This window comes from Legionella brunensis (genome assembly GCF_001467025.1).
Classification (GTDB): domain Bacteria; phylum Pseudomonadota; class Gammaproteobacteria; order Legionellales; family Legionellaceae; genus Tatlockia; species Tatlockia brunensis.
Genome location: NZ_LNXV01000011.1, coordinates 28,230 through 45,637 on the forward strand (window position 1 = coordinate 28,230; position 17,408 = coordinate 45,637).

Sequence of the window (17,408 nt, forward strand, 5' to 3'; positions counted from 1 at the left end):
AAAACATGCTCCTCAACTGTTTTGCAGAATGCTCATTTAAAAAAATAATAAATTCCATAACTTAAATTTGATTTATTTTTTATACTATAGTTTTATTTATATTTGAATTATTCAGGGAGTCTTTCCTGACTCATTCTTCTTCCATCCGATGTTTGCCTATATTTAAGGAAAAACTATGTCTTTGGAGCCAAAAAAATTCCTTCATAGCCGCCAAGCTATTCTATCCCTCTCTCTAGTTACTATTTATTGGATTTACTGCTTATTCTGGGCTCCTCTTATTTTTCTTGAAGGAATCTCGTCGTTTGGCTGGATTGGAAAAATAGCTTTCCTTCTCATTAGTTGCCATTTAACCATGATAGCTATTTCAATTTATCTGCATCGCAGCCAAACACATAAAGCAGTAGAGTTTCACCCCATCTTAAGGCATTTTTTTCGATTTTGGCTATGGCTCACTTCAGGAATCATTCGTTCGGAGTGGGTAGCAATTCATCGTGCACATCACCAAGCTCCCGATAGAGCATCTGATCCACACAGCCCATTAAATCATGGTTTATCTAATATGTTTTTAAAGGGAGCAGAGATTTATAACCAGGCAAAAAACTCTGATGTCGTCAGCCAATATGGTTATGTTAATGACAATGATTTTTTGGAAATGTATCTTTATAAAACTAGAATTGGTCCATTTTGTTTTTTATTGCTTGAGATTGCATTTTTCGGTCTATGGGGCGTCGTCTTGTGGAATTTACAAATGATCTTTCAAATCGTTGCGCAAACTGCATTAATAAATGGTTTAGGTCATTACTGTGGCTACCGCAATTTTCATACTGATGATAATTCTCATAATTTAATAAGATGGGGAATTCTTATTTCAGGTGAGGAGTTACATAACAACCATCACCATGATCCGGCAGCTGCAAAATTCTCATGTCATAAAAATGAATTTGATATTGGGTGGTTATACATTAGCCTGTTAAGAAAATTGAAACTGGCTCAGCTTCGAAAAGATAACGGCAAAAGGACTCTTTAAACCAACCTAACTAAGTTTGTTTAAAGACCTCCTGTTTGAATGTTCCATAAGTATTGATAATAAGTTGGGTTTGCAATTAATTGTTGATGATTTCCTTGCTCAATAATGCGCCCTTTATCAAGGACATAGATCATATCTGCACCTGTCACTGTAGACAGACGATGCGCAATGATAATGGTTGTCTTATTGTGAGAAATGGTAGCCAAGGCCTGCTGAATGGCTAATTCTGTATCATTATCTACAGCTGATGTTGCTTCATCAAGGATAAGAATAGGCGCATCTTTGAGGACAGCACGAGCGATTGCTATTCGCTGCTTTTGACCACCTGATAAATAACCTCCTCGCTGCCCCACGGGAGAGTTATAAGTTTGAGGCAAAAGTTTGATAAATTTACCAGCACCGGCAATTTTAGCCGCATGCTGGATTTCTTCGAAAGAAGCACCAACTTTGGCGTAAGCAATGTTCTCGGCAATAGTTCCCTCAAAAAGAAATACATCTTGGCTAACTAAAGCAATTTGTTGCCGCCATTGCGATAATTCAAAATATTCTATGTTATGCCCATCCCAAAAAATGCCTCCTTTTTGGGGTTGATAAAAACGACATAACAACTTTATAAGCGAACTTTTTCCTGAACCAGACTCCCCAACAAAAGCAACCGTGTGGTTTTTACCGATTGTAACGCTAAAACGTTCAAATACTGATTGTTTGGTACCAGCATAAGCAAATGATAAATCAGTGATTACCAAACCTTGATCCCTTTTACTCTCTTTATCAACATATATCTCCTCTATATCTTCTTTATTTTCTTCTTTTTTCCAAGTCAGTAAGTTTAAGGCTCTTGTTGTTGACGCCATGGCTCTTTGGAAATTAACTGTAACATCAGCAAGATAAGAAAAAGGCCATAAGAGACGTTGCGATAAAAAAACGAGCAAGCTAAATATCCCAACATTCATTTCCCCATGAATTGCTTGATAACCCCCAATTAATAAAGTAAATAAAAAGCCTGTCAAAATCATGATACGAATTACTGGGGTTACCATTGAACTAATAACAATCGTTTCGCGATTTGCTTCTTGGTAATCAAGGCTTAACTGCTCGATACGTTCAGCTTCAAAACTCTCAGCAGTGTAGCTTTTTATTGTCAAAAGCCCCATTAAATTATTGGCTAGAGCAACTGAAATATTGGCCGCCTTCTCACGAACCTTTAAAAACTTAGGCTCTAATTTATGCTGGAAATAAAAAGCTCCCAATAAAATAAATGGTACAGGTAAAATGGAAAATAAAGTGATCAGTGGGGAGCAGAAAAGAAAAATAATACCAATTAAAATCGTTGAAGAGACAATTTGGATAATTTGATTAATTCCATCTTCCAGAAATCGCTCTAGCTGGTTGATATCATCATTAATAGTAGCAATTAATTGCCCTATGGCTGTTTTATCCACATCTTCCATACGAGCCGATTGAATGTGTTGATAAGTCTGCATACGCAAGCGATGTTCAACCGTTTGCGCCAAATTTCGCCATTTGACACTGTACAAATATTGAAAAACAGACTCCAAACTCCAGGCAATGAAGGTCAAAACACCAAGCAAAATCAGTTGGAACAACATATTTGGATTACCTGACAGCTTAGCTAGCCAGGAGTGATTACGATTAACGACAACGTCGACTGCCGCACCAATCAAAACCTCAGGAAAAATATCAAATAACTTATTTAATACAGAATATAAGATCGCGGTTAGATAAGTTGCGCGATCATCCTTCATGTAGCTTAATAATCGAAATAAAGGGTAACGAGAGGTTTCCAAATAAGTTTTTTGATTCATCGAAGACCCATACTTTTTAGAAAGATACTAATTTTGCTTTCATAGCTTAACATTGAATGATGTTGAATTTACAAAAATTTTGATGTTTAGTTATATTTTTTCTACAAAGTACATTCCGCCACCTTATTGTACAATTTTAAACACAATGCTACAATGTACAACTTGTATATTTATTATTGAATTATACCATGCTGTCTAAACCTCAAGTTGCCGAAGGTGTTCTCAAACGACCCGAATATTTAAAACTAGTCAATTTGATTGATAGATTTAATGCCACCAAAGAAAGCTACCAACAATTAGTTATTTTGCAGCAAATTGATATGTACTCTAAGGCTATTGTTGACAATTGTGAATCCGAGTTTTTTGAAAAGCCCCTAGCCCCACGTGTTGGCGCATATACAGATGGTATTTATGCCTGGCGCCACCAAGAGAGTTTTAAGTCAAATAAGTCATCCAACACGTCTAATACACTAAGCCATGAACCAGAACAAAGCTTAGAGGAAGTACTACAGCATTATGGTGTACATCGAGATGGCTCAATTTTCCTTAGGAGTATTGAGTTTGCAGCAGCCTATAAGCAATTAGGTATCACTGCTCCCCAATTAACTTATGAGGAAAACGAGACAAACCTTGACAAACTTTATACTCTTTTAAGTAATCGTTATTCAATCCTAAAGCACCTCTTACAAGAGACTCAAAGTAATGATGCCTCAAATCTTCATGAAGAGTTAGCAAAAGTCCACATTCAGCTATTTGATCTAATTGAGCAAGCACCAGAGATTAAAGAATTAGTGGCGGAGCATTTAAATATACTTGCTTTGTCATATGCAAAAATTGAAATTTTACAAAATAAACTAGAACAGGAATTTTCTGAATATCAGGCAGCGCCATTACAAGAAAAACGTGTCAATAACGACAACGTCCTATTTACAATTTCAACAAATAATGCAAAGAAAGATCAAGATCAAAAAAATTCGAATATAGAATTAGTTATCAGACTTGAAGACCGTGATAATTTAGTCAATGAAGAGTGGTTAAAATCTAATAAAGTAGCGCGATTTTTTGTCCAAGATTATGCCACTTTCATGAAGCAGTTTCCTGGAGAAATCAATAGCTATCGTCCAGTAGCCATTAGCCAATATGCTAAACAAGGTAACTTAAAACAGATTGCTAAAACTATACCAAGAGAGCAATCCGATGTCCTCGTTGAGAAAACACAAGATTATTTTTCTCAGATTAGCGAATTTTGTTCGGAACTAATAAAACTTAACATCTATCACCCTGATATCAAATTGACGAACTTTCTCCTTGATAACGGTCAAGTTCTTGTCAGTGACAGAAAGGCTTTCGAAAAACAACAAAAAATCAAACTGACTGGCCTTAGGACAAGCCCTCTTTATGCACCGCCTGAATTCCTCACCCTCTTGAACAAGTCTGGTACAGGAGTCAAATCTATAGCGCAAAGAAAAACTATAGATTTAGTCCCGTTTATGACTTACCAAGTTGGCATGGCGTTGAAATCTTTTCTATCTGGTGGCAAATCACCTAGTACTCTTCTTACAGTGGATTTGCTTAAAGGCTGTCCAAATCCTAGTATTGCGCATAAAAATCTGGTGACTTTAAGCGATGCGCTGACAAGAAGTTTAATTGAACATCGCATCAGTCTAGAAGTTTTTCATAGTATGCTTGATGCTAAGAAATTAAATCTTGAACCAGAGAAATTTCAATTAGAGCTTGAAAAAGTTGCAGGTAAAAATCCGTTCGTCATGACCCACGCCATTAAGCAATTAATGGCAGAGTCAGAGGACATTGATGTAAATGCTATAGAGACTCTTCTAGTTCCTTATGATAAGAGCCTAACATGGATAGATCACGACGTTGAAACAACCCTCATAGAGCTTCTAAAAACAAAAACGCTCTCCTCTGTTTCTTACAAAGAGTTCGCTGTTAAACTGGCAGAATTTCACCGTTTAATCCAACTCGGCTCTGTAGAGGATAACAACATCTTGTCTCTTGATAGGTTAGTCAAAGAGAGTAAAGCTCTTTTAAAAAATAGCAATGCAAAAGGTTCAAATTTTGCGGAACGACTCTTACTTAAAGCAATTATAAAGGTTGAAAACGACTATGAACCTTACCTTGACACAGTTGCTATTCGTTCACTAATAGACAAATTTAACAATAACAATTTGACTACCGATGATTGGCAACAAACCATAGACTTTTTGAACAAATATCTTTTGATCCAAGATAAAAAATCCGAGAGACTTACTACTAGTTTCTCAACGCTTCAAAAGGCTAGTTTTCGTTTTGTTAGCGATGAGTTAGCTGCATTTAATACGAAAAAGGCTTCGTTATTTGAAAGATTCTTAGCTTGGATGGATATAAGCCCTCTGCCTAACAGAGTAGTAACCAAAGAAGATATGGAGACTGACCCCATGCTTCAAAGAAGCCACCTTCTTTTATCAGGGCTCTCATCAGAGAAGATAAACGTATTACTTGAATCCAATCCTGAGTTAGCAACTTCAATGGTATCTTTATATGATAATTTTCAACAATCTAACGATAAACTAAAGCAATTGAAAGAAGTTGAAACAGCACTGGCAGAGCTTCTGAAAACAAAAACATCCTCTTCTGTTTCCAACGAAGAATTAACCATTAAACTGACAGAACTTCAGCAGCTAATCGCGCTGGGCTCTGTCGAAGACAACCATATATTATCTCTCGATAAATTACTCAAAGAAACTAAAGCTCTTCTAAAAAGCAGTAATTCAGAAGCGGAAAAACTTTTACTCAAAGTCATTAAACAAGCAGAAAAAGACTACGAATCGGACCTTCACACAGTTGTTATTCGTTCATTGGTAGGCAAATTTAAACATAAAAATTTGACTACTGCTGATTGGCAACAAACCATAGATTTTTTAAACCAGTATCTTTTGACTAAAGAGAAAACGTCCGAAGGGCTTAACACTAGCATATCAGCGCTTCGAAAGGCTAGTTTTCGTTTTGTTATAGAAGAGTTAGCTGCATTTAATACGGAAAAGGCTTCGTTATTTGAAAGATTCTTAGCTTGGATGAATATAAGTCCTCTCCCTAACAGAGTAACCAAAGAAGATATGGAGACTGACCCCATACTTCAAAGAAGCCACCTTCTTTTATCAGGGCTCTCATCAGAGAAGATAAACGTATTACTTGAATCCAATCCTGAGTTAGCAACCTCAATGGTGTCTTTATACGAGAACACTCAACAATCTTACGATAAAATGGGCAAGTTGAAAAAAGAGCCTGTAGGCGGGAAAGCTAAAGAGACAGGGAACTCTGACTCATCCTCGCAAAAGAAAGAGTCAACCACCTCGTCATCTCCCGAAGAAAGCGTGGAATTACAAGGAGAGGGTTCAATTGTAATCAGAGAAGATACCAGCAATAATGCAGAATCCACAGAAGAATATGGCGAAAGTTCAACTATAATCAGAGAAGACGTTGACGATTCGCCTACTATAAATAAGGACGTCCCATCAGAAAACGATGCCCCCTCTTCTTCCTTTAATTAAAGAAAACCCTATATAAAAAGCCCCATGTACATGGGGCCTTTTTATCTTTAACCGATTAACTTCTCCCTAAATCATCATTTCATTTGGGAGCTTACTTTAGCACTCGCTTCGAATCCATTGTCTTGTAACAACTTTTCAAACTCAGAAGCGCTATGAGGCTCTGACCAAAAATGCAAACTATTACGTTTCATAGAGCAAACATCACGAATCTGTTGTATGTATTCTTGCTCATTTACTGAAGTAAACCCACCTTCAACTTGCTGCAAGCTTTGTTGAATTCCAGATAATAAATCGGCTTTCCACTGACTATTTCGTGATGTTTTACGCTCATTTTTTTGATTTATTATATTATCTTTTAGTGTATCGATAATAGTTAGTAGCTTATCTCTGTTGGAATTTTGGGCTTCAACTACCTGAATGTTTAACAATTGACACAATTCCTTTTCTGTAATTGATGCCCAATTCATTGTGGGGCGACGCCTCTCCTCTGGAAATTGCATATAAATTAAGTTAAATAATCGAGCGTGCTTTTGTTGCCAATCATCAAAACGATGTCTATTATACCACTTGCGATCTTCTATTAAGGTATGAATTTCCTCAGCCGTTATCTTTGCGACCTCAATGATTTTTGGCTCAATGTTCAGTAATTGGCACAATTCCTTTTCTGTAATTATTGACCAATCTATTTTGGAGTGCTGCTGCTCTGGAATTTGCATATAAATTGATCTAAATAGTTTAGCATGGTGTTGTTGCCAATCATTAAGGGCACGTCCGTTATACATATACAGCTTGCGATCTTCTATTAAATTATGGATTTCCTCGGCCGTTATCTTTTTTCCCGCAGTCTTGGTTGTTTCTTCAACAACTTCAGTAGTCCCCTTGGCGGTGCGAGTAGCTTCCTCTTTCTCAATATTCATTAATTGGCACAATTCCACTTCTGTAATTGATGACCAATCAATTACAGAATGCCTCTCTTCTGGAATCTGCGTATAAATTGATACAAATAGTTCGGCATAGAGTTGCTGCCAACCTTCAAGACCTTGTCCATCAAACAGTTTGCGATTTTCTATTAAGTCATGGATTTGCTCAGCCGTTATCTTTTTTTCCTCAGTCTTGGTTGTTTCTTCAACAACTTCGGTAGTCCCCTTGGCGGCACGAGTAGCTTCCTCTTTCTCAATATTTATTAATTGGCACAATTCCACTTCTGTAATTGATGACCAATCAATTGTAGAATGTTTTTTCTCTGGGATTTGGGTATAAATTAATTCAAATAGTTCACCATTAACTAGTTGCCAACCTTTAAGCCCGTAGATTGTTCCATCAAAAAGCTTGCGATTTTCTATTAAGTCATGGATTTGCTCAGCCGTTATCTTTTTTTCCTCAGTCTTGGTTTCTTCGGCGGCTTCGTTATCTTTAAAATCTATGATCTTTTGTGGCGAAAAATAATAGAGAACAGCCCCCTTTGCTCGATTGGTATTGATTTTCTCCAGGACATGAGTCGTCATTTCTTGAAGATCTTCTGTAGACGATAAAATACCGGTCAGTGAATCATAACTGTAGTAAACATTTCCCCGTTTGATGAGAGGAATCGTATGCCCCTCCATTCTTATAGAAACTCCTTGAGGGTCTTGCAGTTGGCCACATATGGCCACAATTTCCTCTTCTAGCGATAGTTTTTCTTCATCGTTTCCTAACAGTTGTTTTAATTCATTTTCAGTAACGGTGGCCCAATCAATAATCGGGGCAGGTTTTCCATTAGCCTTAGCTTCAAGCTTCTTCTGAATGGCTTCTGTCGTATCATAATTATATGTAAAAAAAAGATCGAAAATGCCATTTCGGATTAAATTATCACGGTTATCTAATAACTCTTTAATATTTATCTCATTGGGTGCGATCACTGCTGTTGTGGGATTTTTAAAAAATTCAGAAAAATATTGCTGATAAGCCTCTTCTTCTAATAAGCCTGCACCTCGCTCCTTATTATGGGAGAGTTGTTCTATATAAAGCATCTGGGAACTTTTATGCGCTTCTTTTATTTTACTATCCATCTCCTTCTCATTCCGCGCACTTAAAATAGCTTCAATGACTGCAACACTTATTAAAGTGCAAGCATTAACCGTTTGGGGAGAAGCTAGACGTTTAGTTTTCATTTCAACAGCCAAAATTGTTAGTTATCTTGTAATTATGCCTCATGATTATTAACAAACCCTTATGATTCAAATAAAAAATAGGATAAGAAAGGGCGATTTCAGTCTAGATTAGACAAATTATGTCGAGTCACTCCAGTGTGACTATTTTCTCTTTACTAAGGCAATTAATCGTACTGGTGCTTCAGTAGCTTCAGCTATTTTTAGAGGCAAAATTAAGATATAGCTTCCTATTGGAGGGAGCAGAACAGCATTCGCGACATTTTCTACAATGTATTTTCCAGCCCCTAAAAAAGCCTGATGGACGAGGTATCCCACATTAGGTCTATCTGGAGAGAGCGTATCAATCCCCAATCCCACTACCTCACGTTGCAAGAGTAACTCAGCAGCATCAAGTCCAAGGCAAGGGAACATATGATTATTGTGATATTTTTCAGGTTGTCCCCAGTATTGTTCCCAGCCGGTTCTCACGATTACAAAAGAGCCGCGATTTATCTTTCCATTAGTTGCTTCAAAATCCAAAATATCTTTTGTGTCTACTTTATAATCAGTTGTTATTGCTTTAGAAACATCGATAACTACACAAGGCGCAATCAGTTCATTTAAATGAAGCTCTGCTATCGTTTTCCCCCCTTTGATGCAATGCGCAGGAGCATCAAGGTGAGTACCAATACCAGCATCCATAGTAAGACGCTGTACACGAAAAGACACTGCTGCGTCACTTTCATAGTCCTGAATATTTTGGTGCTGAAAGCCACAAGTTCCCTCCCAACTGGGAATTGAGCTAGACAGAGTGTGGGTTAAATCAAGAATAACATATGGGAAAGTCATGCGTTCAAACCACTATAAAGGTTACTCCAGTAAATTAGTAATAGCATCCTTTTCCAATTGCGAATTAAACTCAGGCACTAAACTCTTTAATAAAATGTAAAGCTCTGCATTATTATGCATGGTACAAGCCATATTAAGCAGCCTAATTGTCTGCGTTAATTCCGTCCATTCAAGATGACGAAACTTGGCTTTAAACAATTTTTCATGTTCAGTTTGAGCTAACTGCTCGGAAGGATGAAACAGTTCTTCAAATAATTTTTCACCTGGTCTTAAACCCGTGTATTCGATAGCAATGTCTTTCCCAGGCTCTTTCCCAGCCAAACGAATCATTTGTTCAGCAAGATAACTAATTTTAATAGGCTCCCCCATATCCAGAACAAAGATTTCTCCACCATGCCCATTAGCCATTGCTTGTAAAATTAACTGACAAGCCTCTGGAATCGTCATAAAATACCGTTGAATATCCGGATGAGTCACTGTAATAGGGCCACCTGCTTGCAGTTGCTTTTGGAATAAAGGTACTACACTACCAGCCGAGCCAAGGACATTACCAAAACGCACCGTGATAAATTGAGTATCCACTCTCTCATTTAAGTTTTGGCAATAAATTTCCGCAACTCGTTTTGTTGTGCCCATTACATTTGTGGGATTAACTGCTTTATCGGTAGAAATTAAAATGAATTTTTCAACGCCTACTGCCACGCTAGCTTCAGCAATAACTTGGGTACCAATCACATTATTTTGCACTGCTACCCGAACTTGCTCTTCCAACATAGGAACATGCTTATACGCTGCCGCATGAAACACAATTTGAGGCTTAAATTGATGAAAAAGAAAATCAACTGCAGTGATATCTGTAACAGAAATTAATCCCAACTCAAGAGGGACATCAGGAAATCTTTTTGTTAACTCAAGTTCAATTTTATACAAATTAAACTCTGAATTATCCACAACTAATAATTTACTGGGCTGGAGTAACATAATTTGACGGCATAACTCTGAACCAATAGAGCCGCCTCCCCCCGTTACAAGAATCCGTTTATCTTTAATACCAGATGCTATTTTTTCCCATTCTAATTGAACTTGATCCCGTCCCAACAAATCTTCAATATTGACATCCCTCAGAGCATTGACCTCTACTCGGCCGGCAGCTAAAGCAGGAATGCTAGGCAATGTTCTGAATGGTACCTTGCAATTTTCACAATGAGTCACTATACGACGCATAGCAGCGGAGCGAGCTGAAGGGATGGCAATAAATATTAGATCAATTTTACATTCAGCTACTAAGTCGACCAAATCGCGGGTAGTACCTAACACCCTAACGCCATGCACCTCCAAACCTCGTTTTCCCACGTTATCGTCTACAAAACCAACAGGGAAATAAGATTGTGTGCGCTTTAAATCACGTACCAAACTCTCACCAGCGCGCCCCGCTCCAATAATTAAAACCCGCTTACATTCAATGGAGTATCCCTTTTCTTGCCAATCCCAGTAAGAACGTAATATTAACCGCCCTCCACATAACAAGAGGATTAAAGTCATATCATACAAGGGTAATACCGAACGAGGAATATGTTGCAGCAGAGGGGTAAAGTACAATACCAACATGGATAGGACAGTAGCACAAGCAGTCGCCTTAATGATTTTTGCCACATCGTTTAAGGAAGAAAAACGCCAGAGTCCACGATAAACTTTAAAGTAATAGTAACAACCAATTTGTATCAGAGCTAAAGTCAGTAATGACAATAGAGAATAAGAACTTGTCAGATCTCTTGGAAAAGGCTGCAAGTTATAACGTAACCAATAAGCAAAATACCAGGCTGCAGGAATTGCTAACGCGTCAAAGGCAATTACAGGCCACTTTTTGTATAACTTCTGAAAAAACATACCCATACTCTGCATATTAAAACAAGTCCTTTAAGTGAGTGCAGCACAAAATTTCAACTGAATTGTGAGGTTGTATCTTACTACAGCTCAATTTGATAGGGTATAAATTTCATAACGATATGACGATTTTTGATTACGCACACTATAAGCAGTGCTAATTGTATACGATTTGCTTGTTTTTAATTCTTTTTTTAGACATACATCAGTAGGCGAATAAATGATACGACCTTCCGTCACCAACGAGGTTAAAATAATAATTTCCGGCTTAGTTTTAATCACCTCTCTACATAACCACAAATATTTATTTTGTGTTGATATGGAAGTCATCTTCTTATTATTTAAGCAATACGAATCTATAAAATTCAATGAGCTTAAATATGGGATCATGCCACTGTCTGCCAAAACGACTTGGCTGCTTGCTTTAGCATATTTATTTAGCCAGTCCACTACTTGTTCTCTCAGTCGCAGACCCTCTTGGGGATTGATGGCAAAAGATCGATAACTTGTTAAAGTCATCTTGGGTATAAAGAAAATGGCAAATAATAAAACACTTACTACCAGATAAGTGTCAAATAAAGCACTTTTTTTCGGTAAGAAATAACGAATTAAGTCCATAATGCCTTGAAGGGTTAAAGGCAACAATAAAATAAAAGCAGGTAAAAATAGACGATTTGCAAATGCGACAACAGGATCAGCACCAATGAGTAATCCCAGATAAACTAATGAAGGAGACCATAGAAAAAAATGACGTTTGTCTTTTGCTTTAAGTGTTGCCCAAAGTGCAAATAGCATAAAAGGCCAAGCCAGGTGCAAATATGCCAAATCTAAGGTTAGGGAAAAATCATTAAACCCTTTGCAATAAACAGGATTAGGGAATAAATGCCCATAATAAAGCCATCGCCAGAAAAAATAAGGTAAAAAAATCAAAGCGAAGGTAAAACAACTTAGTAGTAGCCCAATGTAGTACTTTCTTACCCCTGCTTTTGGCTTATCAATGATTGCCAAACTATAAAAAACTAACACGAAGAGAGGTGCTTCAGGTCTCGTGAGCCCAGCTAATGCGAATAAAAACCCTGCTAAGATCCAATAAAACCAACTCCCCCCTTCTCTATCGTTGGGGAATAAGCGATACCCCATAGCACGAAACAAAAAAAATAAAGCAAAGCATAAAAGAGCTTGATAAGTACTGGTTTCTAATCCACTTACACTCCACAAGATCTCACCGCGATACAGAAGTAACCAAATGCAAGGGATAAATGAGACCCAGCTTAAAAACCAATAACGCGAAAGGTAATAAAGGCTAATCGAACTCAAAACCAATCCCCCGACTCCGATACCTTTTAGTGTACTAACGGGATCAAGATTCAACTTCATTGCCAGGGCAGCAAGGACTACGAAGCTAAAATTAGAATATCCTTCAACAGGCTCTTCACCAACATTCCATAATAATCCCTGCCCTAAAATCCAATGTTTCGCATAGCGCAGAGGAATATACATATCATCAATGGTAAACGGCCAAATTGCAGTGACTTGTAATAAGAGGAGGTAGCAAAAACATAAACCTAAAAAAAACACTAAAATTAATTTCTTATTGCTCATTTAATTAATGCAATAAAGGTTAGGATTAAAAAACAGATTAAGTTAAAGCGCGATAAATTATCATTAAAGAAAAGAGATACTGGGTCATCATTCTCTGTATTTCTTGTTGTTAACCATGCAAAACGCCATATTCCTATTGCTGCAAAGGGTAATGTTAATAAGAAATAAAATGACTCGTCGCGCGCATAAACAGTATAAAACAGATAAGTCACAAAACTAGCAATTGCCGTCAGTACAATTAACACATCAAGCAATCGTGATGGGTATTTTTTCAGCACAGCCCTCGTGGAAATTCTTAATCCTAATTGTTTCTCTAATCGTCGCTTGCACAAAGCGATAAACAGACTAATCAATGTAGCCGTAAAAGCCAACCACCAGGAAATAGGCAATCCTATACCAATCGTGCCCGCTAAAACACGCAATAAAAAACCACTCGCAATACAAAGCACATCCAATATGGGTACATTCTTAAGCAAATGGTTATAAGTCAAATTTATTAATAAGTAGATTCCAAGAAGAGCAGCCAAATTACTGGAGATAGACCAGGCTAACAACAAGCCTCCAATTAAAAGTAAAGCTAACATGCTTACAGCAAAGTCCAGAGAAACCTCTCCTGAAGCTAATGGACGATAACATTTTTGCGGGTGTAGTCGATCTTCTTCTCTATCTTGAAAATCATTGTAAATGTAAACAGCACTGGCAATTAAGCAAAAAGAAAGTGCCGCCAATAGGGCATCTGGAAGATATTCACGTGAACCTGAGTAGAAAACACCAAGTAAAACAAAGGCTGCTTTAGTCCAATGTGATAATCTAAGTAGTTTAAAAAAATGCTTGATTGACGTCATCGCGATTGCCCAAAAAATCAACTTCTTAATTAATATAACCATCACTATATCATCAGTTTTTCAATAGGTTAATTAGATACTGACGAGCATGTTCGATATTGAGTCGACTAAGTAAATTTTTGTACCAACCAACGATTTACCAAAATTTTATTTATTTGCTACCTAAAATGCTGATCAAGGAATTTATCATTACAAAATGAATGTAAATTGATCATGTGTAAGCTAAATTAAACTGCTTTGTATCAAATCTTAGTAAAATTTAACCAATTAAGATTGCAATTAACCAGAGAATACGTAATATAAAAAACTAGGACGATATTTTAACAATGGACTGAGGTGCATTATGCTCTTCGTGCTATCTGATGGATTTATTATCAATCTAAGCAATCTGCGTTTAGATTATCAAAAACGAACTGGTGTAACGCTTGATGAAAGCCAGCAACCTTATGCAATTAGCCTTTTTTTTGGGGCCAAGGATATTAAGGCTCGCAATAAGCAAATTAGTTTTATTGAAAAATGGCTTGCTGCATTTCAAAAAGATTTACATATAGAGAATCCGCTTACTCCTGAGGAAGTACAAAAACTATTTCAGAAAATGCTTTCTGCAGAGAAAACAACCACTGAAGATACGCAGGCAATAGTTAAATATGAATCATCCTCTTCCCCAATTACAGCGGAAGCAATTGAAAATCAAATCACTGCTTTACGTGTACTGATAACTACATGCTTATATGTCAAATCACAAATTGATTCAACCTATACCGTACGTTCAGGCTCTTCTGCAATTTTAGAACAGCTTATGAATGAAGCAATGGGGGCAACCTCGACAAATTATATTGATGAAGAGACCAAAGCTTGCTGCTTATTGGCTACCAAGCGTTTTCTTTCAGAAAAAGGACGTTTTGAAGCAATTAATGCCAGCTTAAAATCACGATTTACTGAAAAGCAATGGGCTGATTTTTCAAATTTTGTTACCCATGAATGCGATGCATTAAAGGGTAAATATAAAACCAACTATCCAGTTACCAGTGTAATGATGCCACTGATGGGTAAGCCCTTGGAGTTTGCTGGCTATACAACAGGTTTTATATTAGGAGAAATGGTTGGTAAGTCTACTAAATTACTCCGAACCAGACATGCCCTGACTGCAGCTATAGGCAGTGGTTTAATGTTGATCATGGGACCCAGTGCAAGTGTTGGGGTGATGTTACTTGCCCCCACTTATGCTGGCCGTATCTTGGATACATTTTGCGGGGTCACGCTAGCCTGGATATTGGGGGCTGCAGGTAATATTGCAGGACAAGGTCTAGGCTTAGGTGTAGGATTGTCAGTCGATCTCAGTTGGAAAATAATGTATAACAGCTTTACTTTATTATCTCGGCTTTATTCTGGCCGCAACCATCTAGAAAAATTAAATGGCATTTCTTTGATTAGTGGTCATCGTATTGTTGATGGCGCAGAATTAAAAATTGTTGATATGGAAAATCTAGCCAAAGAGTTACCTCAAGATTATCAACTCTGCCCTGTGACTTTTGATATTGGTGAAGACGCACTTAAAGTTACTGTCAATGAGCAACAAACGGCCATTATTCCTTGGAGCAAGGATAATCAACTTATCTACATGGAAGAATTACAAAAATTATTTGCTGCACGGGCTCAAATAGAATCACAAGAGCATGGTGATGTCATCCCAACTGTATATACACCATTAGTTGAACAAGTTGATGAAGTACTCCCATCCTCTGATGCAAAACAAGAGGGTTTAAAAGAAGTGAAAGATACAGTAAGTTCAGCAATATCCTTATTTTAGATTGATTAATTTTTTATAGGAAAAAGAATGAAGATTTTAGCGTACTTATTATTGTTATGCTCAAGCGTCTCTTCTTTGGCTCAATCTAACTCTCTCGATAATTGTTTAATTGAGGGAAATGATATTAAGCTAACGGGACAGCTTGGCGTACAACAATTTCCTGGTCCTCCTGATTACACGAGCATCGCTAAAGGAGATAAACCAGAGTCCTATTGGATTTTAACAACTCAACACCCCTACTGTGGTGAGGGACAAGACCTTACTAGCGGAAAATCACATCGTTTAGATGAAAAATCACAACACTTTCAGCTAGTTCTCACTCCTAAGCAGTATGAAAAGCATAGAAATTTATTGAATAAGCAGATAATTGTTAAAGGACAAATGTTTATTGCCCACACAGCTCATCACCATACCCCGATGCTCATTGAAGTTAGCAGTATGGAGGCAGCTCCTTAAATCACCCGTTTCTGCCTAAAGAATGGGAATAACCAAATTTAGTTTTTAAATATAAAATAAGCAGCTCCCATCATGCATAAACCTGCATAAAGAAAATTTAATCCAACTGGTTTATGCATATAGTAATAAGCAAAAAAGGCAAATACGCACATTGTGATTATCTCTTGAATAACCTTTAATTGCCCCAAATCGAATTCTTTATAGCCGATACGATTTGCAGGAACCTGAAGCAGATATTCAAAAAAGGCTATGCTCCAACTAACCAAGATAGCAATATACAAGGGCTTATTATTCAAATTTTTTAGATGACCATACCAAGCGAAAGTCATAAAAACATTCGAGGCCAAGAGTAGTAATATTGTTTTCATTTTAATTTTTCTAATCATTGAGCGCAGCATGCAAAATCTATTTGCTAACTGCTTAGGATTAACTCCCGCACAACGGATGTCGCATAACTCCCAGCAGTTAATTTAAACGAGAGATACAAGTTATTGTCCTGCCAGTCCCACATCATACATTCAACCGCTAGTCTTAGAGAACGATAGCTACGCTCTAAGCCGTGTTTCTCCAGTGCACTACACCAGGACTCATACCCAGCCAGCGCTTTTTGTTGATGAAGGAGTGCTTGCATTTTGACCCGTTCTTCACCCCTCCCCCAAAGTGGGGCAGCAGGCGAAATATCAAACAACTCTATTCGTTTTTTAATATCTTCATCAGGTTCATCAATTGAGAAAATACTATTGGTTCCAGACAATTGCATTACATCCCCAGTAATTGCCTTATTCCAAGTGGCAGTTTGAATCCGCTCACTTAAAATCTGATTAAACAAAAATGATCGGGCTGCTGAATAATAAATACCTCGTAAAAAATGATTTTTTACTTTAACACCACCTAAAAGTAACTGCTCAGCCTTTACTAAATTTTGATTTTCATAACCAAAACGTTGCGCACCAAAATAATTCGGCACACCACCATGATAAATTTTTTGCAGCCGCTCTTCGACATCATTACAATCATCAAGCTCGCGAATTATTAACAGAAACTCATTGGCAGCAAGAGCACCTGTTCTTAATTTTTTTGCATGGCGTTGATATTGTATTACTCGCCAACCGTCTCCCTTCAACAAATGGGGTGAATCAATTTCTTCACCAGGGCAATGTATAGAAAACCATTGCGTTGTTACTGCCTCTTTGTCTTTTAAACCAGCATAAGAAATTACTTTTTCTGATTTTCCAAGAGAGCGCGCTAGTTGCTTAGCTAACTCTTCTGTATTTAAACCCTTTTTCTCTACTTGCAAGTATAAATGCTCCCCCTCCCCCGTTAAATTAAAACCAAGTATTTCATTGACCTTAAAGTCGTCTGGAGAGGCTTTTATTTTTCCTAAACTCTGTGGAGTTCCATATGCAAAAGTGAAATGGTGGTTATTAAACAT

At 37.3% G+C, this 17,408-nt stretch carries 12 protein-coding genes; 4 read left to right on the forward strand and 8 right to left on the reverse strand.

Annotated features, from left to right (window positions below):
• Positions 1-175: 175 nt before the first annotated feature.
• Positions 176-1,027, forward strand: coding sequence for an acyl-CoA desaturase (locus Lbru_RS07035; protein ID WP_058441486.1), 852 nt, complete (start codon positions 176-178; stop codon positions 1,025-1,027).
• Between the two features lie 20 nt (positions 1,028-1,047).
• On the opposite strand, the gene Lbru_RS07040 is transcribed toward Lbru_RS07035, so the two are convergent.
• The gene (locus Lbru_RS07040; RefSeq protein ID WP_131793459.1) at positions 1,048-2,853 is read right to left on the reverse strand and encodes an ABC transporter ATP-binding protein; all 1,806 of its coding nucleotides are present in this window, start codon (positions 2,851-2,853) and stop codon (positions 1,048-1,050) included.
• Positions 2,854-3,041: 188 nt separating this feature from the next.
• Here Lbru_RS07040 and Lbru_RS07045 point away from each other — a divergent pair, with 188 nt between their 5' ends.
• The gene (locus Lbru_RS07045; protein WP_058441487.1) at positions 3,042-6,401 is read left to right on the forward strand and encodes a protein kinase family protein; all 3,360 of its coding nucleotides are present in this window, start codon (positions 3,042-3,044) and stop codon (positions 6,399-6,401) included.
• 74 nt (positions 6,402-6,475) lie between these two features.
• Here the strand turns inward: Lbru_RS07045 and Lbru_RS07050 are convergent, their stop codons facing one another.
• From Lbru_RS07050 to Lbru_RS07070, 5 genes are all read right to left on the reverse strand, one after another.
• Complete coding sequence (locus Lbru_RS07050; RefSeq protein ID WP_058441488.1) at positions 6,476-8,551, reverse strand: hypothetical protein; 2,076 nt, start codon at positions 8,549-8,551, stop codon at positions 6,476-6,478.
• Between the two features lie 141 nt (positions 8,552-8,692).
• Positions 8,693-9,379 carry a cyclase family protein gene (locus Lbru_RS07055; protein ID WP_058441489.1) on the reverse strand — a complete coding sequence of 229 codons (687 nt, stop codon included), beginning with the start codon at positions 9,377-9,379 and terminating at the stop codon, positions 8,693-8,695.
• A 21-nt stretch (positions 9,380-9,400) separates the two neighbouring features.
• Positions 9,401-11,281, reverse strand: a complete 1,881-nt coding sequence (locus Lbru_RS07060) for a polysaccharide biosynthesis protein (protein ID WP_058441490.1) — start codon at positions 11,279-11,281, stop codon at positions 9,401-9,403.
• Between the two features lie 72 nt (positions 11,282-11,353).
• Positions 11,354-12,865: a hypothetical protein gene (locus Lbru_RS07065; RefSeq protein ID WP_058441491.1), complete on the reverse strand. Its 1,512-nt coding sequence runs from the start codon at positions 12,863-12,865 to the stop codon at positions 11,354-11,356.
• Positions 12,862-13,710 carry a decaprenyl-phosphate phosphoribosyltransferase gene (locus Lbru_RS07070; RefSeq protein WP_238583843.1) on the reverse strand — a complete coding sequence of 283 codons (849 nt, stop codon included), beginning with the start codon at positions 13,708-13,710 and terminating at the stop codon, positions 12,862-12,864. Before Lbru_RS07070 ends, Lbru_RS07065 begins: the two co-directional genes overlap by 4 nt.
• Before the next feature lie 343 nt (positions 13,711-14,053).
• Between Lbru_RS07070 and Lbru_RS07075 the strand changes: the two genes are divergently transcribed.
• Both Lbru_RS07075 and Lbru_RS07080 read left to right on the forward strand, forming a co-directional pair.
• Positions 14,054-15,520: a hypothetical protein gene (locus Lbru_RS07075; protein WP_058441493.1), complete on the forward strand. Its 1,467-nt coding sequence runs from the start codon at positions 14,054-14,056 to the stop codon at positions 15,518-15,520.
• Positions 15,521-15,547: 27 nt separating this feature from the next.
• Complete coding sequence (locus tag Lbru_RS07080) at positions 15,548-15,976, forward strand: DUF4431 domain-containing protein (protein WP_058441494.1); 429 nt, start codon at positions 15,548-15,550, stop codon at positions 15,974-15,976.
• Between the two features lie 38 nt (positions 15,977-16,014).
• Here the strand turns inward: Lbru_RS07080 and Lbru_RS07085 are convergent, their stop codons facing one another.
• Together Lbru_RS07085 and truD are read right to left on the reverse strand one after the other, a co-directional pair.
• Complete coding sequence (locus tag Lbru_RS07085) at positions 16,015-16,344, reverse strand: DMT family protein (RefSeq protein ID WP_058441658.1); 330 nt, start codon at positions 16,342-16,344, stop codon at positions 16,015-16,017.
• A 44-nt stretch (positions 16,345-16,388) separates the two neighbouring features.
• Positions 16,389-17,408: a tRNA pseudouridine(13) synthase TruD gene (truD, locus tag Lbru_RS07090; RefSeq protein WP_058441495.1), complete on the reverse strand. Its 1,020-nt coding sequence runs from the start codon at positions 17,406-17,408 to the stop codon at positions 16,389-16,391.